Origin of the sequence: Flavobacterium sp., assembly GCF_046293665.1 — a bacterium.
Taxonomy (GTDB): Bacteria; Bacteroidota; Bacteroidia; order Flavobacteriales; family Flavobacteriaceae; genus Flavobacterium.
Genome location: NZ_JBKBOL010000006.1, coordinates 144,513 through 168,709, shown reverse-complemented (window position 1 = coordinate 168,709; position 24,197 = coordinate 144,513). Strand labels below are relative to the sequence as shown.

The 24,197-nt window shown below is 35.6% G+C and carries 21 protein-coding genes; 20 read left to right on the top strand and 1 reads right to left on the bottom strand.

The window, feature by feature from the left end:
- Positions 1-9: 9 nt before the first annotated feature.
- From ACK4R1_RS10425 to ACK4R1_RS10390, 8 genes are all read left to right on the top strand, one after another.
- On the top strand, positions 10-1,065 hold the full coding sequence (locus tag ACK4R1_RS10425; RefSeq protein WP_409686564.1) for a hypothetical protein: 1,056 nt from the start codon (positions 10-12) through the stop codon (positions 1,063-1,065).
- Between the two features lie 29 nt (positions 1,066-1,094).
- Entirely contained in the window at positions 1,095-2,540 is a 1,446-nt protein-coding gene (locus ACK4R1_RS10420) for an MBOAT family O-acyltransferase (RefSeq protein ID WP_409686562.1), read from the top strand.
- 16 nt (positions 2,541-2,556) lie between these two features.
- Entirely contained in the window at positions 2,557-3,459 is a 903-nt protein-coding gene (locus ACK4R1_RS10415) for a hypothetical protein (RefSeq protein WP_409686560.1), read from the top strand.
- Positions 3,460-3,478: 19 nt separating this feature from the next.
- A complete protein-coding gene (locus ACK4R1_RS10410) occupies positions 3,479-4,042 on the top strand; it encodes a sugar transferase (protein ID WP_409686558.1) in 564 nt (187 codons plus the stop codon).
- Between the two features lie 294 nt (positions 4,043-4,336).
- Entirely contained in the window at positions 4,337-5,485 is a 1,149-nt protein-coding gene (locus ACK4R1_RS10405) for a DegT/DnrJ/EryC1/StrS family aminotransferase (protein ID WP_409686556.1), read from the top strand.
- Between the two features lie 42 nt (positions 5,486-5,527).
- Complete coding sequence (locus tag ACK4R1_RS10400; protein ID WP_409686554.1) at positions 5,528-7,474, top strand: polysaccharide biosynthesis protein; 1,947 nt, start codon at positions 5,528-5,530, stop codon at positions 7,472-7,474.
- Positions 7,475-7,528: 54 nt separating this feature from the next.
- On the top strand, positions 7,529-8,299 hold the full coding sequence (locus tag ACK4R1_RS10395; RefSeq protein WP_409686552.1) for a polysaccharide biosynthesis/export family protein: 771 nt from the start codon (positions 7,529-7,531) through the stop codon (positions 8,297-8,299).
- 1 nt (position 8,300) lies between these two features.
- Positions 8,301-10,691, top strand: coding sequence for a GumC family protein (locus ACK4R1_RS10390; protein WP_409686550.1), 2,391 nt, complete (start codon positions 8,301-8,303; stop codon positions 10,689-10,691).
- On the opposite strand, the gene ACK4R1_RS10385 is transcribed toward ACK4R1_RS10390, so the two are convergent.
- Entirely contained in the window at positions 10,674-11,411 is a 738-nt protein-coding gene (locus tag ACK4R1_RS10385) for a tyrosine-protein phosphatase (protein ID WP_409686623.1), read from the bottom strand. The two genes, ACK4R1_RS10390 and ACK4R1_RS10385, sit on opposite strands and share 18 nt — an antisense overlap.
- A 233-nt stretch (positions 11,412-11,644) precedes the next feature.
- Between ACK4R1_RS10385 and ACK4R1_RS10380 the strand changes: the two genes are divergently transcribed.
- The 12 genes from ACK4R1_RS10380 to asnB are packed head-to-tail and all read left to right on the top strand — an operon-like array spanning position 11,645 to position 24,195.
- A complete protein-coding gene (locus ACK4R1_RS10380; protein WP_409686548.1) occupies positions 11,645-12,529 on the top strand; it encodes an ABC transporter permease in 885 nt (294 codons plus the stop codon).
- 1 nt (position 12,530) lies between these two features.
- Complete coding sequence (locus tag ACK4R1_RS10375; protein ID WP_409686546.1) at positions 12,531-13,811, top strand: ABC transporter ATP-binding protein; 1,281 nt, start codon at positions 12,531-12,533, stop codon at positions 13,809-13,811.
- 11 nt (positions 13,812-13,822) lie between these two features.
- A complete protein-coding gene (locus ACK4R1_RS10370; protein ID WP_409686544.1) occupies positions 13,823-14,527 on the top strand; it encodes a class I SAM-dependent methyltransferase in 705 nt (234 codons plus the stop codon).
- Between the two features lie 6 nt (positions 14,528-14,533).
- Positions 14,534-15,694 (top strand): glycosyltransferase family 4 protein, encoded by a 1,161-nt coding sequence (locus tag ACK4R1_RS10365; protein ID WP_409686542.1) that lies wholly within the window; start codon positions 14,534-14,536, stop codon positions 15,692-15,694.
- Positions 15,691-16,707, top strand: coding sequence for a glycosyltransferase family A protein (locus tag ACK4R1_RS10360; RefSeq protein WP_409686540.1), 1,017 nt, complete (start codon positions 15,691-15,693; stop codon positions 16,705-16,707). The genes ACK4R1_RS10365 and ACK4R1_RS10360 overlap by 4 nt, the downstream gene beginning before the upstream one ends.
- 41 nt (positions 16,708-16,748) lie before the next feature.
- Positions 16,749-17,765, top strand: a complete 1,017-nt coding sequence (locus ACK4R1_RS10355) for a glycosyltransferase family A protein (protein ID WP_409686538.1) — start codon at positions 16,749-16,751, stop codon at positions 17,763-17,765.
- 1 nt (position 17,766) lies between these two features.
- Positions 17,767-18,681: a glycosyltransferase family 2 protein gene (locus tag ACK4R1_RS10350; RefSeq protein WP_409686536.1), complete on the top strand. Its 915-nt coding sequence runs from the start codon at positions 17,767-17,769 to the stop codon at positions 18,679-18,681.
- Positions 18,682-18,711: 30 nt separating this feature from the next.
- A complete protein-coding gene (locus ACK4R1_RS10345; protein WP_409686534.1) occupies positions 18,712-19,719 on the top strand; it encodes an N-acetylneuraminate synthase family protein in 1,008 nt (335 codons plus the stop codon).
- Positions 19,716-20,876, top strand: a complete 1,161-nt coding sequence (gene neuC, locus ACK4R1_RS10340; RefSeq protein ID WP_409686532.1) for a UDP-N-acetylglucosamine 2-epimerase — start codon at positions 19,716-19,718, stop codon at positions 20,874-20,876. The genes ACK4R1_RS10345 and neuC overlap by 4 nt, the downstream gene beginning before the upstream one ends.
- The gene (locus tag ACK4R1_RS10335; RefSeq protein WP_409686530.1) at positions 20,876-21,574 is read left to right on the top strand and encodes a cytidylyltransferase domain-containing protein; all 699 of its coding nucleotides are present in this window, start codon (positions 20,876-20,878) and stop codon (positions 21,572-21,574) included. Before neuC ends, ACK4R1_RS10335 begins: the two co-directional genes overlap by 1 nt.
- Entirely contained in the window at positions 21,555-22,496 is a 942-nt protein-coding gene (locus tag ACK4R1_RS10330; protein WP_409686528.1) for an NAD(P)-dependent oxidoreductase, read from the top strand. Before ACK4R1_RS10335 ends, ACK4R1_RS10330 begins: the two co-directional genes overlap by 20 nt.
- A 1-nt stretch (position 22,497) precedes the next feature.
- Positions 22,498-24,195 (top strand): asparagine synthase (glutamine-hydrolyzing), encoded by a 1,698-nt coding sequence (asnB, locus tag ACK4R1_RS10325; protein WP_409686526.1) that lies wholly within the window; start codon positions 22,498-22,500, stop codon positions 24,193-24,195.
- Positions 24,196-24,197: the final 2 nt, after the last annotated feature.

Here is a 24,197-nt window from a genome sequence, read left to right as displayed (position 1 = left end):
TTTTTAAAAATGAATATATTAATTAACGGAATTGGTGGGCCAACACCAAGATCAATCGCTCATAGCATTAGGAAAAATTATGGTGAAGCCAAACTTATTGGAGTTGATTCCAATAAAAAGGCCTTAGGATTTTATATGAAAGGTCTGGTAGATGAAACCCTCTTAATCCCGAGAGCTGACTCCCAAGAGTATTGGCCGACTATTTTAAAAATTATCAAGGACTATAAAATTGATTTTGCTTTTGTTCAACCCGAAGCTGAGGTAACGGCTTGGGGCATCTATTTTGAAGCACATGGTAATTATCCTTGCCCTGTTTTAATTCCGCCATTAGTACATGTTCAGTTTTTGATGAATAAGGCCAAAATGGCTGATTTACTTAAAGGAACGAGCTATATTCCTAAAACAGTAACCTTACTGCAAGGCACTGAGGATTTGTCATTTATTGGCAGTGAAATAGGTTATCCTTGTTGGATTAGGGCTTCGGTAGGCTCAGGAGGTTTAGGCTCATTGAAGCTAAATTCAGCCAGAGAATTAGAAGCCTGGTTGTTTATCCATAAAGAGGTTAATGAATTTACGGTTAGCGAGTTTTTAACCGGAAGACATTTGGCTAATCAAATGCTGTACCTCAATGGTAAATTAATCAAGAATGCCGGTTTGCATTGTGCGGAATATGTAATGGCAGACATTGCCCCTTCAAAAGTAACGGGAAACACTTCTTATGGTAAATTCATCAATGAGGACAATTTGCTTGAGTTTTGTGAAGAAGTTATGAATTTTATTCAAGCCGAAACAGATGTTAAAGCTCATGGTGTTTATAGTTTTGATTTAAAGGAAGATGCAGAAGGGAATTTAAAAGTGACAGAAATCAACATCCGCCACATGGCTTATACCGGAATAATGGCGCAAGTAGGTTTTGATTTGGTAAGTGATACCATTAAATTTTTACTAGGCAAACCGGAAGAAATTACTGAAGGAAGGTATTATTATGATTCGGATTATATATTTTTGAGAGACGTAGACGTTGCTCCGATAGTTATGAAAGAGTCAGAATTGAAAACAAAATAGTTATAATTCAAGTTAAACCCAACTAAAACATGCTTTTTAATTCAATAAGTTTTGCCATATTTTTACCACTGGTTTTTTTTGGTTATTGGTTTGTTGCCAAAAAGAATTTTCGATACCAAAATATCCTTTTGTTGTTGGCAAGTTATTTTTTTTATGCTTGTTGGGATTGGAGGTTTTTATTTTTATTGATGTTTTCCACGGTTTTAGATTATTCTACAGGAATTTTAATGTCTGAATCCTCCACTATTTCTAAAAGGAAGTTTTGGTTTTGGCTCAGTATAGTGGTGAATTTAGGTTTCTTAGGCGTATTTAAATACTATAATTTTTTTGCACTTTCTTTTGCCGAAGGTTTGGCCAATTTGGGTTTTCAAGTTAATCCATGGACACTAAAAGTGATTCTACCGGTGGGTATTTCGTTTTACACTTTCCACGGCTTGTCTTATGTAATTGATATCTATTATGACCGAATTAAGCCGGAGAAAAATTTTGTGGATTATTCTGTATTTGTAAGCTTTTTTCCTTTGTTGGTAGCAGGTCCAATAGAAAGAGCGACTCATCTTTTACCTCAAATTAAGAGGAAAAGATTTTTTGATTTGGCCAAAGCCAAAGATGGTTTGCGGCAAATTTTATGGGGATTGTTCAAGAAAATTGTCATAGCAGACAACTGCGCTAAATATGCCAATATGATTTTTAATGACTCTTCCGATTATTCAAACCTTTCCGGAAGTACACTTTTAATGGGCGCTATTTTTTTTACTTTTCAAATTTATGGCGACTTTTCAGGTTACTCAGATATTGCTTTGGGAACAGCCAGATTGTTTGGTATTGACTTACTAAAGAATTTTGCGTTTCCTTATTTTTCCAGAGATATAGCAGAGTTTTGGCGTCGATGGCATATTTCTTTATCCACTTGGTTCAGAGATTATTTGTACATCCCATTAGGAGGTAGTAAAGGTGGTACTTGGGTTAGAGTACGCAATACCTTTATCATATTTTTGGTCAGCGGTTTTTGGCATGGTGCCAATTGGACTTTTATCGCTTGGGGATTCCTAAATGCGCTTTACATTATGCCTTCCATTATATTCAAAACCAATAGAAATAATTTGGATGTCGTAGCGAAGGGCAGGTATTTTCCAAACTTTAAAGAAATAGTATCAGTATTGATTACTTTTTCGTTGACCGTTTTTGCTTGGATTTTCTTCAGGGCAGATAACATTGGAGCTGCCTTTTCTTATATAAATCATTTGTTCACGGAATCATTATTTACTATGCCTAAGATTTTCCCTTATGAAATAGTATTTTTAATCATTGGCTTTGTCTTTATAGAGTGGCTGGGAAGGCAACGTAATTATGCTTTAGAAGGAATGAATCTAAAGTGGCCAAAGGTTATAAGATGGACATTTTATTATTTGTTGATTATTGCTATTTTTTATTTTGGCGGTGAAGAACAAGAATTTATTTATTTTCAATTTTAGAAAAGCATAGCCAGATATGAAGCAATTTTTAAAATCACTGTTCTTTTTTGTAGTTGTAGGTATTGTAATAGGTGAGATTATAGTGCGTGTATTTTCCTTAAGTATTGATGTCCATAAATTTTATTTGGATAAAGATAACTTGATAAAAAATTATCCAAACCAAACAGGGAATATGGCGCATACTCATAAATGGTCAATCAATAAATATGGTGAGTTTGGTTATGAACCAAAATCTTTGGATAATTTGGTTACAGTTATAGGCGATTCTTATATTTCAAACATTATGAATCCTCCTGAGTGTCATCAAGCCAATTATTTGTCACAAATGGGCACTAAATACAACTTCTATCCTTCATCTCGTGATGGTGCTTCTTTTATTGAGATGATGGAAAGGGCCAAAGCATTAGCGCATTTAAAACCGGTTTATCAATTGTTATATGTTCATGATGGCGATTTTGTTGAAAGTATAGCTGAAATTAAACGCAACCCTTTAACGGTGCAGATTTCCGTCAAAAATGGTGAAGTTACTTTTGCTAAATTAAAATCCAGCAAGCTTAAGGATGTTATTTATAATTTTAAATTTTTTTATTATCTGTACCGAAATTATCTTTTAAAGTTGGTCAACAATAATGATGCAACTAATAATAGAGTATTGATAAAAGGCAAAAAGATTGACTATGGTTTAATTCAAGATTTATTTATTCTTACCAAGAAAAAGTACCAAATTCAAAACATTGTATTGGTTTTTAGCCCTGACACAGATAAAAAAGTGATTGACATTGCCAAAGAAAATGGTTTTAAATACTTTCAACTGCAAACAAATGATTATAAATCTTGGCAAATGCCCGAGGACAGCCACTGGAGTTGTTATGGACATCAAGAAGTTGCCAAACAAGTTGCTGAGTTTTTCTTAAAGTAAAACCGATTAGAAAAAAATAATGACAAAACGTCTTTTTGATATTGTTTTAGCCCTGATGGTTTTACTTTTTTCGGGTGTCATTATTTTACTCTTTTGGTTAGTGGCGGCTATTGATACAAAGTCAAGCGGATTGTTTTTACAAGAAAGAATTGGTCAATATGGAAAAAAGTTCACCATTTTTAAATTAAGAACTTTCCATTCCCAAACCGGAAAAGTGTCTTCTTTAGGACAATTTTTAAGAAAGTACAAAATAGATGAACTTCCCCAATTGTGGAATATACTAATAGGCGAAATGAGCTTCGTTGGACCAAGACCCGATTTACCGGGTTATTATGATCAATTGGAAGGAGAAAACCGAAAAATTCTTTTGTTAAAGCCCGGACTTACTTGTGAGGCATCAATAAAATATTTTGATGAAGAGAGTGTTTTGTCCCAAAAAGAAAATCCTTTGGCTTATAATGATACGGTTATATTTCCTGATAAAGTAGCGATGAATTTGGCTTATTATTATAATCGGTCTTTTTTGGGTGATTTGGTTATTTTGTGGAAGACGGTGTTTGGGAGAAAAGGAGAAAGGCAATAGGCAAAAAGCAATAGGTTAGAAAATAGAGAATAGAAAATAGAGAATAGAAAATAGAGAATAGAGAATAGAAAATAGAGAATAGAGAATAGAAAATAGAGAATAGAATCAAGATTACAAAAGTATAAGGATAGGATAATTTTATCCAATCTTATTTAGAAACCCTTTCAATGTTAGAAATTGCTGAAAGGGTTTTTTATTATATGATTATTTAAACTGAAGACAGGTTTGTATTATGCTATTTAGAAAACCAATTATTATTGTAGCTTTGCTCCGTATTGATTATATATATTGATTATGATTCCAGAAAAAATATGGCTTTCTTCTCCTCACATGGGTGGAACCGAACAGCAGTATGTTAATGAAGCTTTTGATAGCAATTGGGTTGCTCCATTAGGACCCAACGTTAACGGGTTCGAACAAGATCTTGAAAAGTTTCTAAACGATGAGGTTCATGTAGCCGCTTTGAGCTCAGGAACGGCAGCGATACATTTGGGTTTGATTTTGTTAGGTGTTCAAGCTGGTGATGAGGTGATTTGTCAAAGTTTTACTTTTTCCGCTTCGGCCAACCCAATCCTTTATTTGGGCGCTACTCCCGTTTTTATTGATAGCGAAAAAGAGACTTGGAATTTGTGTCCGGTTGCTTTAGAGGAAGCCATTAAAGATAGAATTGCTAAAGGTAAAAAGCCTAAAGCGATTATAGGGGTTCATCTTTACGGCATGCCTTTTAAAGTAGATGAAATCAAAGCAGTTGCTCATCAATATGAAATTCCACTTTTAGAAGACAGTGCCGAAGCTTTAGGAAGTCATTATAAAGGCAAGCAATGTGGTACTTTTGGGGATATCTCGGTTTTATCTTTTAACGGAAACAAAATCATTACGACTTCAGGCGGTGGTGCTTTGGTTACCCATTCTGCAAAGCAAAAAGACAAGGCCGTTTTTCTTTCTACTCAAGCTAGGGATAATGCACCACATTATCAGCATAGTGAAGTAGGTTATAACTATCGCATGAGTAATATTTGCGCCGGCATTGGAAGAGGACAAATGGAAGTGTTAGAAGACCATGTCAATTTAAGACGCAAGATGCATGATTTTTATCAAGCTTATTTTGCCGATAAAAAAGGGGTGATTGTTTTTAGTGAACCCAATTCCGATTTTTTCTCTAATCATTGGTTGACAGGTGTAACCATTAATCCTGCTATTGCCGGAAAAACCCGAGAGGCATTAAGATTGTTTTTAGAGCACCACCATATTGAATCGAGACCACTTTGGAAACCAATGCATTTACAGCCTGTTTTCGCTGAATACCCGTATTATGGGACGAATGTGGCTGAAACTTTATTTGATGAAGGGTTGTGCTTGCCTTCAGGTTCAAATTTAACCGAAGACGATCGGATAAGATTAAAAACAACTCTTGACGATTTTTTCAACAATTCAACGGCTTAATGTTAAAATTAGTTTAATTTTGACCCATTGACCAAATGACGCATGAATAAGACTATTTTTAAAGAATTAGAGCGCAGCATTTTTAACAAAAAGTTTCAGAATATAGGTTATTTACCTCGATGGATTATTTTTGCTATAGATGTTTTTATTGTCACTGTTGCTTGTGTTATTACTGCTGTTATTCTGAATACTCTTTCAGTGGTTTACAAAAGTTCCTTGGATGAGGTTTCTATCAATCTTATCATTGTATTGGTCAACGCCATTTTTTTTATGGTTTATCGGACCTATTCAGGAATCATTAGGCATTCCACTTTTATAGACGGTATTAAATTATTAGTAGCCACTGCATCTTCCTACTTTATATTGCTTTTTATTAATATTGGGTATTTTTTCCTTACTAATCAAAAAATATTTCTATCCACAGGCTTATTTATCACTTTTGTAATCTCTTTTTTATTGTTGTTTTTATTCAGAATCATGGTTAAAAATATCTTTGAAAAGTATTTACAAAGTGATGATAAAAGAAAAATGATTAAGGCGGTCATTTATGGTGCTGATGCTAATGCTATTTCAGTCGCCAATGCCCTTAAAACAGAAAAGCCTTCCCGTTTTAATTTGGTTGCTTTTATAGATAAATACAAACAAACTAAGACTTCAAAAAGTATATTAGACTTGCCTATAATCAATCAATCAAGAGACATTCATGTGATTTTGAGAAGTTTGGGTGCAGAGGCATTAATTATAGCGGAGAAGAGTCTTACTAAGGAAGAGACAGTAGCGATTGTTGAAGAGTGTTTGGAATACAACTTTAAGGTCTTTACGGTGCCTTTGATTACCGATTGGGAAGATCAAAAACAAATTTCCAATCAACTGAAAAACTTTGATATTGAAGACTTATTGCATCGAAAGCCTATCGTCTTAGACAGCAAAACTATTTCTTCACAAATCAATGGAAAGACCGTTTTAATCACCGGAGGTGCGGGTTCTATTGGTAGTGAGATTGTTAGACAAGTGATTCATTTTTCACCTTACAAGATTATAATTTTAGATCAGGCAGAATCTCCACTCCATAATTTGCAACTAGAAGTTTCAGAAATAGCTAATGCAGTAAAAATTCGAACCGTATTGGCCGATGTTAAAGATTTTGAAGCCATGGAGTATGTTTTTCAAACCTATAAACCCGAATATGTTTATCATGCAGCAGCTTATAAACATGTTCCCTTGATGGAAGAAAATCCGGCTCAAGCTATATGTACGAATGTTATTGGTACCAAAAATCTTGCTGATTTATCCAATAAGTATAAAGTAGAGAAGTTTGTCTTAATTTCTACGGATAAGGCTGTTAACCCGAGTAGTGTTATGGGAGCGAGTAAGCGTATTGCAGAAAAATATGTGCAATCGTTTAACTTTCACTTGGTGGAAAATCAAAAAAAACAAACAACTAAGTTTATTACTACCCGATTTGGCAACGTCTTAGGGTCGAATGGTTCTATTGTTCCCTTGTTTACCAAACAAATTCAAGAAGGTGGTCCTTTAACGATAACACATCCAGAAATCATCAGGTATTTTATGACCATTCCTGAAGCTTGTCAGTTGGTTTTAGAAGCCGGCGCCATGGGTAACGGAGGGGAGATTTATATTTTTGATATGGGTGAACCGGTTAAGATTATAGATTTGGCCAAGAAAATGATTCGCCTCGCCGGTTTTGTTCCGGATAATGAAATCAAAATCAAAATTATAGGATTAAGACCCGGTGAGAAGTTATACGAAGAGCTGTTAAACGACACTTCAAAAACATTACCAACCCATAATGAAAAAATCATGATAGGACAAGATTACGTTGATGATTTTGAGCAAGTTAATTTACTCATTTCTACCCTAATCCAAACCGCAAAAAAATCCTCAAATGAGGAAATCGTAGGATTGATGAAGAAGATTGTGCCTGAGTTTAAAAGTATGAACTCGGTATTTGAAACACTTGACCATTAGTGGTCGCCATATTCAATCATAAAATATACTATATTTACAAACAAAACCTACTTTATGAATTTTAAGCTTTTTATAAAATCAATTTTTTTATTTGTTTCTCTTTTATTGGTTTCTTGTGCTTCGAGAAAGGATTTGACTTATCTTCAAAATGTAGATGCTCTTCAAAACTCCAAAGCCTCTTTGAATTATGAACCTAAATTGCAAAATGATGATTTGTTGAGTATTATAGTTTCTGCTGATCAGCCTGAACTTACCATACCTTTTAATATGCCTCAAATTCAAGGTAATTATCAAATTAACCAAAACCAAAACGGAATAAAAACCTATTTAATTGATGCCTATGGTTTTATTGAATTTCCGGTTTTAGGAAAAATTAAGTTGGCCGGTCTAACCAGAGAAGAAGCCGTTGTTAAACTTCAAACTGCCATAAAAGAATATATTATCAATCCTACTATTAACCTCAGAATTCTTAATTATAAAGTTTCTGTTTTAGGAGAAGTTGCACGGCCGGGGACTTACACCATTTCAAGCGAGCGGATTACACTTTTAGAAGCCATCAGTCAAGCTGGTGATTTGACTATTTATGGTAAAAGAAATAATATTTTGTTAATAAGAGAGTCTGAAGGCAAAATGACCTATAACAGAGTAGATCTAACAAAGGCCGATTTTATAGGTTCACCGTTTTACTATTTGACTCAAAATGATGTTATTGTGGTTGAGCCGAACAAGACCAAAATGAATTCATCAGTTGTTGGTCCTAATGTTACAACCATCATTTCAGCTTTGTCACTCCTTTCAACATTATACATCATATTAAGCAGATAATATGCAAGAACAATCTTCATTTAGACATAAATTAAAAGACGAAAGTCTTGACCTCAGAGAACAATTTGACAAGTATTTAAGGCAATGGCCTTGGTTTATAGTGTCTGTCATTATCTGTCTCGGTATTGCGTTTCTGTATTTGAGATATACTGTGCCTTTATACCAAGCCAGCGCCACTATATTAGTTAAAGATGAAAAAAAAGGAGGCTTGGAATCGGAATTGACAGCCTTTTCCGATTTGGGATTAATGTCCGGTATTAAAAGTAATGTTGATAATGAAATTGAAATTATTAAGTCAAGGTCTATTATCAAAGAAGCAATTAAAAAATTAAATTTCAACATTACCTACCATATGGAAGGTCGGGTAAAAAGAATTGAACTTTATGAAGACAGGCCAATTGATGTTTCTTTTTTTGAGTCAGACAACACTTTTTATACTAAAAGACAGTCTTATTTGATTAATTCTAAATCAGAAAGCACTTTTGAACTCAACACTGCTGAAGGAAAGTTAATTAATACTTTTAAATATGGCAGTACTATAAGATTAGGTAATTGTAAAATGGTGGTTAGCAAAAGAATGCTTTGGGATAAACAAAGCAAACAAGATTTTTCTATTACCGTAACAATTAATGCTATTGACCAAGTGGTTCAAAGTTACAAGAGCAGACTTTCATTAGCTCCATTGAGTGAAAAGTCGAGCATTGTTGAGCTTACCTTAAATGATCCTGTGGCTACTAAAGCAGAGGATTTATTGAACACAATTATTGCTATCTATAATCAAGATGCCATTGATGACAAAAATTATATTTCAAGAAATACCCAAAAGTTTATTGATGATCGACTGGTTTACATCACCAATGAACTTGGGGATGTAGAAAAAGAAGGCGAAAAGTATATGACGGCTAACCGTTTGACTAATATTACTTCAGATGCCGATTTGTTTATACAAAATTCTGTTGAGTTTGAGAGAGCGTTAATTGAAACCGAGACCCAAATAAAAGTAGTAACGTCTATGCTCGACTATCTTAACAATTCTTCTAAAGACGATATTATTCCCAGTAACCTTATTCCATCACCAAACAATACCAACAACAACAATGCTGCCGACTTAATTAATCAATATAATGGTTTGATTATAGAAAGAAATAGGATTGGAAGTGGCGGAACCCAAAAAAACACGGTTGTTATTAATTACAACAACAGAATTGATGACATTAGAAAAAGTATTAAAGAAAGTTTAAACCGTTTAATTACCTCACTCAAAATTAAAAGAGCCGACTTGCAAAGACAAGACAATATAATGAGTGGTAAGATTTCAGAGGTGCCTAAGCAAACCAGAGAACTTAATGTCATAGGAAGACAACAAAAAATAAAAGAATCTCTTTATCTCTATTTGATGCAAAAAAGAGAGGAAGTAGGTATTTCACTCGCCGTTACTGCGCCAAAAGCAAAGTTAATTGATGAAGCTAAATCAAAAGGAGCTCCAATCTCACCAAAGTCAAATATTATTTTATTGGTTGGTTTTTCATTAGGTTGGTTAATTCCTTTTTTAGTTATTTTCGGAATAGATTTACTTGATACCAAGATTAAAAACAGACAAGATATTGAAGACAATACCGATATTCCTTTCTTAGGTGACATACCAAAATCAGAAACAGAGGACGAGATTATCAGTGCCAGTAGCCGTTCGAGTTCTGCAGAGGCAATAAGGATAGTTCGAACAAATCTTGAATTCATGCTGAATACGGTTCCCGAAAATAAGGCAAAAACCATCTTTGTGACTTCAACCATGCCTAAAGAGGGAAAAACTTTTGTTGCCATAAATCTTGCCAGTACCATTGCACTTACCGGTAGAAAGGTTTTGTTAATTGGACTTGATATCAGAAACCCGAAAATAGATAAGTATTTGGATGTTCCTGCCAAAGGGCTTACCAATTATTTAGTCAAATCAGGTCAAAAAGTAGATGATTTTATTACTAAGCTTGATGCCTTTGATAATTTGTTTGTTTTGCCATCAGGTGTGATTCCTCCTAATCCAGCGGATTTACTGTTAAGTCCTAAAGTGGATGAAATGTTTGAAATCTTGAAACAACAATATGATTATATAGTGGTTGATACCGCTCCGGTGAGTTTGGTTACCGATACCTTGTTGGTGGCTAAACATGCCGATGCCTTTATTTATATTGTAAGGGCTAATTACTTAGACAAGCGATTGCTGAAAATTGCCGATAGTTTTTATCAAGAGAAAAAATTGCCTAACATGGCCATTTTACTCAATGACACCATTTGGAGAAAAACTTACGGCTATGGCTACGGCTATGGCTACGGTTACGGCTACGGCGTTGAAGAAGAAAAAAAATCTTGGAAAGACAAACTATTCAAGAAAAAATAAGTTATTTTGGATGGCCTTCTCTAATTCGGGAAGGCTTTTCACCTTTACTTTGTTTTTGAAAGCATCAATGTGTTTCTGATGGTGGATGTCACTTCCAATAAAATCATACAATTGATTACTCAATAGCTTATCGGTTACCAACCTCACATTTTTACCATAATAATCAACTGTTGAAAGTAGGTTTAATTGAAACAAGCAACCGGCATTTTTTAGTTTGTGGTATTCCTTAAAATTTTGATGGTAAAATAAGTATCGCTCCGGATGTGCTAAAATAGGTTTATAACCGGCCAATTGGATTTCAAATATAATATCGTATAATTGAATTGGCGGATTCAAATAAGACATTTCTACCAAGAGATAATTGTCTTTCAACGTCAATAGTTTCTCTGTTGTCAATCTTTTTAAAAAATAATCATCCATCATGTATTCAACACCTATAGTGAAACTTTTAGTGTTAGTGTGGTCATGAATTGTTTTTAGGATTTCCTGATGCTTTTGTGTTATGGCACTTTCAGTATTATTCCAAACATTGGTAATAATATGTGGTGTTGTGATGATATTTTTGAAGCCAATATCATTCATTCTATTAATCAATGAAATACTGTCTTCAATAGTGACCGCACCATCGTCAATCCCGGGAATTAAATGAGAATGAATATCAACGTGATTGTCTGGGATTAAATCACTTAATAATGGTTTATTTTTGAAAAAAGAAATCAAAATAGCGGTTTGTTTTTCCAAAAATAATCAAATTAAAATCGTTTATACCAATTTAAATTGAATTACTAAATTAAAACGACCTAAATCTTTCCTTGAGGTTTGCTAATTTATATATTTGCAGTTGTCGGTTGTTTGTTATTGGTATCACGCAAAGGACGCAGAAGAATTAGTAATATAGTATTTGGTGATATTTTTCAGACGGTTGGTTTTAATTTTAAGATAATTTAATAAAAGTGAAGCATAAAATTACACAGGATAATCAATCCGTTGATGATTGGGATTTAGTCATCAAAGGGCATACTTCTCTTTTTGACATTAAATTCAAAGATCTTTGGCATTACAGAGATTTGTTATTGATGTTTGTTAAGCGCGACTTTGTTAGTTTTTACAAACAAACCATACTTGGTCCGTTATGGTTTTTTATTCAGCCCATCTTCACTACTATAGTTTTTACTTTTGTTTTTGGGAGTTTGGCCGGAATTAGTTCAGATGGCTTACCACAGCAACTATTTTATTTGGCCGGAATCACTTCTTGGAATTATTTTTCAGATTGCCTCACTAAAACCAGTACCGTTTTTAAAGACAATGCCAATATTTTTGGGAAAGTATATTTCCCACGACTCATCATGCCTTTGAGTATAGTGGTCAGTAATTTGGTGCGTTTTGGAGTGCAATTATTATTATTGTTAGTCTTGATGGCTTATTTTTATTGGAATCCTGTGGAAGGAACCAGCTTTCAAGTCAGTAACGGCTTATTACTTTTTCCTTTTTTAGTGATTTTAATGGCGCTTTTAGGTTTAGGTCTAGGACTAATTATTACTGCAGTTACCACAAAATACAAGGATTTAACTTTCTTGGTGACCTTTGGTGTTCAATTGTTAATGTATTCCACCACCGTAATTTATCCGTTGAGTTACGCCCGGGAAAAAGGTTATGGCGATATTGTAGCCCTGAATCCAATGACCGGTATTATTGAAGCCTTCCGTTATGCTTTTTTGGGTAAAGGAGAATTTACTTTATCCAGTATCGGATATTCGATTATAGTTACTTTGGTCATCCTATTTATGGGCATTATTATTTTTAATAAAACTGAGAAGAATTTCGTAGACACTATTTAAAATGAGCCAAACCGCAATACAAGTAGAAAATCTATCCAAAGCCTATCAAATAGGACAAATAGGCACCGGAACCATTTCGCGCGATTTGGAGCGTTTTTGGCTCACAAAAGTAAGAGGAAAAGAAGACCCGTTTTTAAAAATCGGTGAAACCAATGATCGAAGTGTTAAAGGCGATAGCGATATTGTTTGGTCTTTGAGAGATATTAATTTTCAAATTAATCAAGGCGAAGCGGTCGGAATCATAGGGAAAAATGGAGCCGGAAAAAGCACACTCTTAAAAATATTATCCAGAGTCACCAGTCCAACTACCGGCCAAATCAAAGTCAAAGGCAGAATCGCCAGCTTACTCGAGGTAGGAACCGGTTTCCATCCCGAATTATCCGGAAGAGAAAATATCTATCTCAATGGTGCCATTTTAGGAATGCGGAAAAAGGAAATCACCCGAAAATTAAATGAAATCATCGACTTTTCCGGAGTTGAAAGGTATATCGATACTCCGGTGAAAAGGTATTCTTCAGGAATGTACGTGCGTTTGGCTTTTGCCGTTGCGGCACATCTAGAAAGTGAAATCCTTATTGTTGATGAAGTGTTAGCCGTGGGCGATGCCGAGTTTCAAAAGAAATGTTTAGGTAAAATGGGCGATATCAGCAAAGGTCAAGGCAGAACAGTGTTGTTTGTAAGTCACAATATGGCTGCTGTTCAGAGTTTATGCACTCATGGTTTGGTAATTGATAAAGGACACGTTTTGTTTGATGGTACGGTGACACAGGCTATTAATACGTATTTAGACTTAGGGCATAAAACTTCAAATGATGATGCTGTTGTAAGTTTCGGAGACGATACTTTTTCTATAACCTCTGATGTTTATGATGATTCGCTTAGTCCTAAAACAGTTTTCCGTTCGGGTGAAAAAGTAATAGTAGACTTAAATATTGCCTCAGACCAAGAAATTGATTTTAAACATTACGTTTTTGAATTAAAAATTATAGATAACTTTGGGAATATTATTTCAGTGCTTTCCAGTTATTTATCCGGTTTTGCTATTAATAAAAAAGAAAAATCCCTGGTGTTGAGAGTGGCTATTGATTCTTTAAATCTGATGAAAGGCGTTTACAGTATTAGTTTAGTTGTGGTGAATTATAATGATACCTCAAAAGTGTTTACTACGGAAAACTTCATTACTATTGAAATTATGGATGCCATCAATATGAATATTATAAGAGAAATTAATCCGAGACTTCACGGTAATGTTGCCTTTAAATCAAACTGGGAAATAATTTAAAAAAAATGAAAATGAAAAGGTTAAAATCATTGATCAAAAAGCGTTTGAATTTACTTTTGAACTCGGTTAATAAAAACAATCGACAGTTCAACAAGCGCGTTTTTACAAAGATTTATGAAAAAGATTTATTCAACGCACGCAGTGGAAACGAAAATAGTGTTTCTAAATCAGGTTCAGGTTCCGATTTGGAACAAACCAAAGAAATCATCAAAAACTTACCTTTACTTTTCGAAAAATACCAAATCAAAAGCGTCCTCGATGTGCCGTGTGGCGACTTTTATTGGATGCAGCAAGTTGACTTAAAAGGCATACAATATACCGGTGGCGATATCGTAGATAAAGTAATTAAGGAGAACAATAACAAATTTTCATCCGAAAATATTTCTTTCAAAGAAATAGATGTCATCAATGATACTTTGCCTAAAGTCGATTTGATTTTGTGCCGAGATTTATTGGTTCACCTCAAAAACCAACAAATAACAGCAGCCCTAAAAAATATTAAGAAAAGCGGCTCCAAATATTTATTGACCACCAGTTTTAAAAACACCACAACCAATCAAGATAACGGAATTATCGGATTTTGGCGCACTATTAATTTAGAATTGCCACCGTTCAATATGGTCAATCCTATAGATGAAATTTTTGAAAATTGTACCGAAGGCAACGGAAAATACAACGACAAGTACTTGTTGCTTTATCAAATCAACGAAGACTAATTTATTTTGAAAAAAAAAGTACTGCTTTTTGGACCCATTGGTGATTTTGGTGGCAGAGATGTTGAAGTCAATATTATTGCTAAAGCCATTAGTGAACACTATCAAGTGTCGGTCTTTTCAAGTATTTATATCACACAAAATTCTTATGCCTTACAAGGATTGAAAGACGTTGAGTTTACTTCTTTCGAAAGAGCAATTTATCAATCCAATTGGTTTCTGAGAACTTTATCCAAAGTCTTTTACCTTAAAAACAAAAAAAAGAAATTACCATATGCTTACCTTAAAAATGGTGTTTCTAAGGTTCTTTTCGATTTTGAAAAAGCCCGAAAAAAAATCCTTTTTAACGAACTCCAAAAAGTTGATGCCGTAATTGCTTGTGTGCAACCAACGTCTTCTTATCTAAAAGAAGCAGTCGAATTTTGCCATCAACTCAATAAGCCTTTTTTCATCCGAACCACCGGAACAATTCGACCGCTTGACACTAACTCTTTTGCTTTTTTGAAAAAAGTAACTTGTTTCATCCATCATTCAGAAAACAATGCCGAAAATTTGAACCAACAATTGGCATTGCCGTATGTAATTATTGACCAATGTGCACAATTTGAAGCTAAATTTTTGGCTTTGCCACTAATCGAAAACCAAAATATTTACGGTTATTTAGGTCGATTAAGCCCTGAAAAAGGTATTTTGGAATTGATTAGGTTTTACCAAAATACAAATAATGGAAAATTACTAATTGCCGGCGATGGTCCATTGAAGAAGGAAGTCCTTTTGGCTATAAAACAATCGAAAAATATCGACTATATAGGACAAATGCAACCCGACGAACTGACGACATTTTTTCAAAAAATAAATACTCTGGTTATTCCTTCACTAGAAGAATCCGGACCTTTGGTTGGCCTAGAAGCAATGGCAGCCGGTAAGTTGATTTTGTCTACTAAAGTAGGCGCCATGGAAGAAAGACTGGCCAATTCACCCAATAATTTTTGGTTTAATATTGATGACCAAGATTCTTTTTTGGCTAGTTTAGCCCAAATAGAAAATCTAAGCAAAGAAGACTTTAATAGGATTGCAAATGACAACAGAGAAGTTTATCTTGCAGACTATCAGTTTACCGCGATAAAGGACAAATACATTCATTGCTTGAAACAGTATCTGAATTCATGAGAATAGGGAAGAATCCACAAATAGCAAAATCACTGCAAACCCCTGATTATTTCCATCAGGTGATTGTGCCTGTCTATATTCCCAACAACGAAGATTATTTCAAAGACAGTTTTAATGTGTTTAAAATTACCGTGGATTCATTGCTCAAAACTTGTCATGCCCAAACGTTTATTTCCATTGTCAATAATGGTTCTTCAGCCGAAGTGGAAGCTTATTTGGAAAAATTGTATGAGAATGGGGATATTCACGAATTGATTCAGACCAATAATATCGGAAAAGTCAATGCCGTTAATAAAGCACTAGTCGGGCAATCGTTTCCTTTGGTTACGATTACCGATGCCGATGTGTTGTTTTTAAACGATTGGCAAAAATCAGTTTATGAAGTATTGGAAGCCTTTCCCAAAGCCGGAGCGGTTTGTACAACACCTAATTCCAGGACTTTGAAAAAACTAACGGAGAACATTTATTTTGATAATTTTTTCTCTAAATCGTTGCGCTTTACTCAAGTCAAAGACAGTCAAGCGATGATCGATTTTGTAGAAAGTATTGGCAATCCTTGGGTTTATCGACCAATTCATCTGGAGCAATATTTGACTGTAAATCATGATAATATTAGTGCTGTAGTTGGTGCCGGACACTATGTTTGTACCTATCGCCGAGATGCCTTACCTCAAAACGGCTTTGACAATACGGATACATTATTGGGTAAAAACACTATGGATCCAATCGACCTCGGAATCATAAAAAAGGGTTTTTGGCGATTGTCAACAGTGCATAATTTTACTTATCACATGGGTAATCAATCGGAAGACTGGATGTATGATAAACTACATAATTTAGTTGATGACAAACAAGTGATTCCTAAACCTAAATTGGTTCCCATTACGTCTTCTCCTTTTCTGAATTGGTTTAAAATCAAGGTTTTCGGTAGTATATTGTTTTCCCGTCACATTTTTTGGAAAAACTTTTTGCGCTTCAAAGGATTGAAAAAAGAGGAAGCAAAACACTATTAGCCAACGCTTTTTCAATACATTAGCATTTTAAAAACATTCGAATGAGAGTTGGTTTTAATCCACATAAAGACAAACCTTTAGAGCAAAGTAGTTACCTTCATCAGGTGATTATTCCTGTTTTTATTCCTCATTTTGAAGGTTATTACAAAGACGCTTTTACCATATTGGATTATTGTTTGCATTCCTTATTCCAAACGGTGCACAATCAAACAATGATTACAGTTGTCAATAACGGAAGCTGTACAACGATTGTAGATTATCTCAATCAATTGTTTGAAGAACAAAAAATTCAAGAAGTCATTCATACCGAAAATTTAGGCAAAATCAATGCTGTTTTTAAAGGCTTATCCGGAAACAATATTCCGTTGGTAACCATTACTGATTCAGATGTTTTGTTCTTAAATGATTGGCAAAAAGAAACGGTGGCGGTTTTTAATAATTTTCCAAAAGCTGGTGTTGTGGGTTTGGTGCCTCAAATCAGAAACTTTGCTTATTTGTCAAACAATTTGATATTTGATAAGTTGTTCTCCAAAAACTTGCAATTTACCGAAGTCAAAAATCCCGAAGCCTTCAAAAAGTTCTATTACAGCATTGGCTGGAGCGAAGATTATAATCTCGATTATTCGCGTTGGACACTTTCTATCGATAATAAAGATTTCCGAGCGGTAGTTGGTTCCGGACATTTTGTAGCGACTTACAAAAAAGAATTATTCGACGAAATTAAAACCTTTATGGGTTATAAAATGGGTGCCGATTCTGAAAGATATTTAGATGAAAGCCCATTGCATAAAGGACTTTGGCGACTGACCACTAATGACAATTATGCCTACCACATGGGCAATGTTGTCGAAGATTGGATGATCGAATCGCTTCAAGAAAATGCTGTTGACTCAGTTGAAGTTTCAATGCTTAAGAATCAGCCAAAAGCCAAAAAAATAAGTCGTTTTTCTTTTTTCATCAAGAACAAATTGTTTGCCAAGATCTTCGATAATACAACCTTCAGGAAGTATTTTTACCATTTTAAGGGTTTGCCTAAAACGGTTGCCAAAAACTATTAAAATGATTGTCGATAATCCAAAAATTACCATACTCATTTCCACCAAAAATCGCTGTGATGATTTGCTTTTTACATTGGATAAAATCCAATATTTGTGGAATGACAATGTAAGTTGTGTGGTTTTTGACGATGGTTCAACTGACGGAACTTTTGAAAAGGCTAAAAAGGCATTTCCCCAAATCACCATTCACAGAAACGAAACTTCAAAGGGTTATATTTATTGTCGGAACAAAATGCTCAATGAAACCAAGGCTGATTTTGCCATTTCTTTAGATGACGATGCACATTTTTTGACCGAAAATCCATTGGCAATTCTAACCCATTATTTTGAAGCCAATCCTAAATGCGGATTAATTGCTACGAGAATATTTTGGAGTAAAACGGAAGCCGCCAATTTAAGCAGCGATGAACATTCGCAGTTAGTTAAAAGCTTTGTAGGTTGCGGACATATTTGGCGAATGAAAGCCTGGCGAGACATTCCCAATTATCCCGAATGGTTTGGATTTTATGGCGAAGAAAATTTTGCGGCCTTGCAATTGTTCAAAACCCGATGGGAAATTCTTTATGTACCCGAAATTTTGGTACAACACCGTGTAGATTTGAAAGCAAGAGCCAAAGACACCAAAACTTTTGCCTTTCGTTACCGTAGGGCAATTCGCGCCGATTGGTACAATTACTTTTTGTTTTTGCCATTGACCAAAATTCCCCGAAAAATGGTTTATTCGCTTTGGATGCAATTTATAACCAAAATTTTCAAAGGGCAATTTAAAGTTGTTTTACCTTTGTTTTTAGCCATGGTTGATTTGTTTTTGGCGGTGCCCAAATTGTTTAAACACCGAAATGCCCTAACTTCTGAAGAATATAGCGCTTACCTCAAATTAAACGAAGCAAAAATATATTGGAAACCGGAAAAATAGTTATTTTTACTTCCATTACAACCCATTTTGATGAACAACCAACCCTATTTAATAGCCGAAATTGCACAAGCGCACGAAGGCAGTTTGGGAATTTTACATTCCTATATCGATGCTGTAGCCCAAACCGGTGTTCAGGCCATTAAGTTCCAAATGCATATCGCCGAAGCAGAAAGCAGTATTCACGAGCCATTCCGTGTCAAATTCTCTAAAGAAGATGCGACACGTTATGATTACTGGAAACGCATGGAGTTTACACTAGAGCAATGGAAAGCCATCAAGCAACATTGTGATGCAGTGGGATTGGATTTCATTTGTTCGCCGTTCAGCAATCTAGCAGTAGATTGGTTGGAAGAAATTGGCGTTCATACTTATAAAGTCGGTTCAGGTGAAGTCAATAATTTTCTGTTATTGGAAAAAATTACCCAAACCGGAAAACCAATTATCATTTCTTCAGGCATGAGTAGTTTTGCCGAATTGGACCAAACCGCAGATTTTCTGAAAAGTAAAAAAGCGAATTTTTCCATCTTGCAATGCACGACCGCTTATCCGACAAAACCGGAACAATACGGACTGAATGTGATTTCAGCATTAAAAGAACGATACCAAGTCACCATTGGTTTTTCAGACCATTCGGCCAAAATAGCCACCGGAATTGCCGCAGTTGCACTTGGTGCCGAAATTTTAGAATTTCATGTGGTGTTCAATCGTTCGATGTTCGGACCGGATGCGATTGCTTCTCTGACGTTAGAAGAAACCAAACAATTGGTGGAATCCGTAAACGAAATCCATTGGGCACAAAACAACCCAATCAATAAAAACAGCAATGCCGATTTTACAGCACTCAAATCCATTTTTGAAAAATCATTGGCGGTTAACAAAAAATTACCCAAAGGTCATGTCCTGACTTTTGCCGATTTAGAAAGCAAAAAACCCAAAGGTTATGGCATTTCTGCAGCCGATTTTGAAAAAGTAATCGGCAAACAATTGAATACCGATAAATCCCAATGGGATTTTTTGAATGAAGAAGATTTAACATGAGCAACACCCGAAAAATAGCTGTCGTTATTACAGCCCGACCATCTTACAGCCGAGTTAAAACGGTTTTAACTGCCATCAAAAAGCATCCCGAATTGGAGTTGCAACTTATCGTAGCAGCTTCGGCTTTGCTTGACAGGTATGGTAGCGCTGTGAATTATATAGAAAAAGACGGTTTCGAAATTGCCGCGAAAGTTTTTAATGTTTTAGAAGGTGAAAACCTTACCGCTGCCGCGAAAACAACCGGAATCGGAATCCTGGAATTGTCAACCGTTTTCGACAATCTTCGGCCGGATATCGTTGTTACGGTTGCGGATCGATTTGAAACCATGGCGACTGCGATTTCCGCTTCGTATATGAATATTCCTTTGGCACATATTCAAGGTGGCGAAGTAACCGGTAATATTGATGAAAAAGTAAGACATGCCATTACCAAATTGGCTGATTACCATTTTGTAGCTTCTGAAAACGCCAAACAAAGAGTCATTCAATTGGGTGAAAATGAAGCTATGGTTTTCAATACCGGCTGTCCTTCGATTGACATTGCGCAGGAAGTTGCTAAAAATAATGCGTTGACCTTCAATCCTTATGAAAAATACGGTGGCGTTGGTTCGCAACCCGATTTGAGTAACGGTTACATTGTGGTAATGCAACATCCGGTAACCAACGAATACCAAGATTCTCGAAAACACATTGAAGCAACTTTGAGAGCCATTCAAAAAATAAACAAGCCAACGCTTTGGTTTTGGCCTAATGTGGATGCCGGAGCCGATGGCACTTCTACCGGAATTCGTTCCTTCCGGGAAAAAGACAAGATGGAAAACGTTCATTTTTTCAAAAATATGGAAGGCGATGATTTCCTGAATTTATTGCATTCTTCGCTTTGTTTGATTGGCAACTCCAGTGTTGGCATTCGCGAATGCGCTTATCTCGGCGTTCCGACAGTCAATATCGGTTCGCGTCAAAATCGCCGTGACCGCGGAGAGAATGTAGTTGATGTGACTTATGATGAAAACGAAATTGTAACCGCAGTAGAAACTATTTTGAAAAACCAACAAAGAACCAAATCAGCGGTTTATGGCGGTGGTGATGCCGGAACACAAATTGCGCAGTTGCTCAAAGATTTGCCTTTACAGTTTCATAAAACCATCACTTATTAATGAAAGTATTGGTCATCATACCGGCGCGTGGCGGTTCGAAAGGCGTTCCCAAAAAGAACATCAAAATATTGGGTGACAAACCCTTGATTGCACATGCGATTGATTGTGCCAAAGCTTCTCGTAAAACCACAAGAATAGTAGTTTCTACCGATTCAGCCGAAATAGCGGAAGTGTCGAAACAATTTGGCAGTGAAGTAATTTTTAGACTGGAAGATTTGGCGACCGATACCAGTAATGTGGTTACGGCAGTAGCACATGTTTATCAGGAATTAAAAGAAGATTTTGATATTATTGTTTTGCTGCAACCAACATCTCCATTGAGAACCGGAGCCGATTTGGATAATATCATTGCTTTGTTTGAAAAAGATAAAAAGACCAACAGTGTAATCAGTGTGATTCCGATGGATGATATGCATCCGGCAAGAATGTATAATTTAAGTTCCAATGATGAACTGATTCCGTTACTACAAGATTTAGAAACGGCGAGAAGACAGGATTTAGAACCGGTTTATTATAGAAATGGTTGCTTTTATGCGGTAAGAACTACTGCTTTTTTGGAGCATAACTCATTCATGGTAACCGATAAGAAAGCTTATGTGATGAATGCTGATTGGTTGGCCAACATTGACACGCCAAGGGATTTTAAAATAGCCGAAATACTTTACCAAGACTGGAAAAATGAAAATTCTAATCACTGAATCGGGCGATTTTAGTCCAAAAGCTATAGCTGAACTTCAAAAACATTTTGAGGTGATTCCGCATGATTTTACTTCGTTGGAGGAATTGACGGCAAGTATTGCTGATGTTGACGTTTTGTTTGTCCGACTCCGATTCAAGCTAACCCAAGAAATCCTCGAAAAAGCACCCAAACTCCAATACATTTTAACAGCCACAACCGGTTTAGATCATATTGATGTTGACTATTTTGAAAGCCGAGGCGGAACAGTCATTTCGTTAAAAGGGGAAGTTGATTTTTTGGGTTCGATTCCTTCAACTGCCGAACACACTTGGGCTTTGTTACTGGCTTTGCTCAAAAAAATCCCAACTGCTTTTGTAGACGTAAAAGAAGGAAATTGGAACCGCGATCACTTTAAAGGCAACAATCTTCGCGGAAAAAAAATCGGGATTTTAGGATTGGGCAGAGTTGGGAAACAAGTGGCTCATTTTGCCGAAGCTTTTGGGTTGGAGATTGGTTATTTTGATGTGGCTTCGCAAACCAATAATTACAAGAGCTTTTCAAGTCCGGAAGCACTGTTTTCCTGGGCAAATATCATTAGTATTCACATCCCATACAATATCGAAAATGAAAATTTTGTAAGCGAAAATTTATTACAACACTGTACTTCAAATACCGTTTTACTCAATACTTCTCGAGGCAATGTTTGGGATGAAAAGGCAGTGGCTAATTTACTTAAGCAAGGGAAAATAAAGGGTATTGCTACCGATGTTTTGCAGGACGAATTCAATAAAAAGCAATTGAAAAAAAATCCTTTGATAGATCTCGCAACCGAAGAATACAATATTATCATTACACCGCATATAGCCGGCGCAACTTATGAATCCATGGCGATGACAGAAGAATTTATAGTGTCTCAATTTTTAAAAACAACGACTTTATAAGATGTGTGGAATTGCCGGAATCATTGGTCAACAAGCCAATCAGAATAATATTTTAAAAATGCTTGAAGCCCAAAAGCATCGAGGTCCTGATTTTACAGCTGATTGGGTAATCGAAAATAAAGTGGCTTTTGGTCACAACCGTTTGAGTATTATCGATTTATCTGAAGGCGCCAACCAACCTTTTTTTAGTGATTGCGGGAATTATGTCTTAGTTTTTAATGGCGAAATTTACAATTATTTGGAGCTTCGGAAAACACTCCAATCCAAGTACACTTTCAAAACACAATCTGATACCGAAGTTTTGCTCAACGCTTACCGCGAATGGGGTGACAATTGTTTGGACCAATGCAACGGTATGTTTGCTTTCGCGATTTGGAATATTAAAGAACAAACTTTATTTGCAGCGCGAGATCGATTTGGCGTCAAGCCTTTCTATTATTTTTTTGACCAAAATAACTTCTATTTTGCTTCAGAAATTAATACTTTTTTTGCTGCCGGAATCAATAAAAAACCGAATGATAAGGTTTGGTTGAACTTCTTTTCCGAAGGCAGTTACGGTTTGCCTAATGAAACTTTTTGGACCGACATTCAGCAACTCGAAGCCGGACATTTATTGACTTTGCAGTACAATCAGTTACAAATCAAGAAATGGTATCACTTTGAAGAACGCATAGTCCAACTGCAAAATCAGTTTCATCAAAACGAAGAAGAATACATCACTAATTTGCTGCTAAAAGCTATTAATTTCCGATTCAGAGCTGATGTTCCTATCGGTTTTAATTTGAGTGGCGGTTTGGATTCGAGTACGTTATTGGCACTGATTGACCAACAAGATATTGACAAATCAACGATTGAAGCCTTTACTTTTATCACTAATGACGAGCGTTATGACGAATTGCCTTGGGTAAAATCGATGTTGGAAAGTCGGCCTTATCATTTGAATATTTGTCAGTTATCTTCCAAAGAAATTCCGGATTTGGCATTGAAAATTGCCCAACACCAAGCCGAACCTTATGGTGGTATTCCGACGATTGCTTATTCCAATATTTTTAAAACAGCCAGTCAAAAAGGCGTGAAAGTTTTGCTTGATGGTCAAGGTTCTGATGAAGCTTGGGCAGGTTATGATTACTATATTTCCAATTCGCAAAACATAGTGCAAGGCGTGACCAAATCACCTTTTAGAGCCGGCGTTTTGGATGGTGATTTTGGCAAAAATTATATAAAAACCAATTACCCGAAACCTTTTGAAGACAATTTACTGAACTTACAATATCGCGATTTGTTTTGTACCAAGATTCCAAGAGCGTTGCGTTTTAACGATCGCATTTCGATGATGTACGGCACCGAATTGCGCGAACCTTTTTTGGATTATGAATTGGTGGAATATGTATTTAGTCGACCGACCGACTTTAAAATCAAAGACGGTATTCAAAAATGGATGTTGCGTAAAATAGCCGAAAAGTTTTTGCAAAAAGATTTGGTTTTGGCACCAAAAAGACCTTTGCAAACACCACAAAGAGAATGGCTTTCGGAGGATTTGAGAGATTGGGTTTCAGCCGAAGTTGAACAATTAAAAAACAACCAATGGTTTGACAAAAAATCGTTACAGTCAGCATTAGATAACTTTTTCAAAGGCGATAACCAAAGCAGTTTTCACATTTGGCAATGGATTAATGCCGCTCAAATTTTAAAGCGATAGCC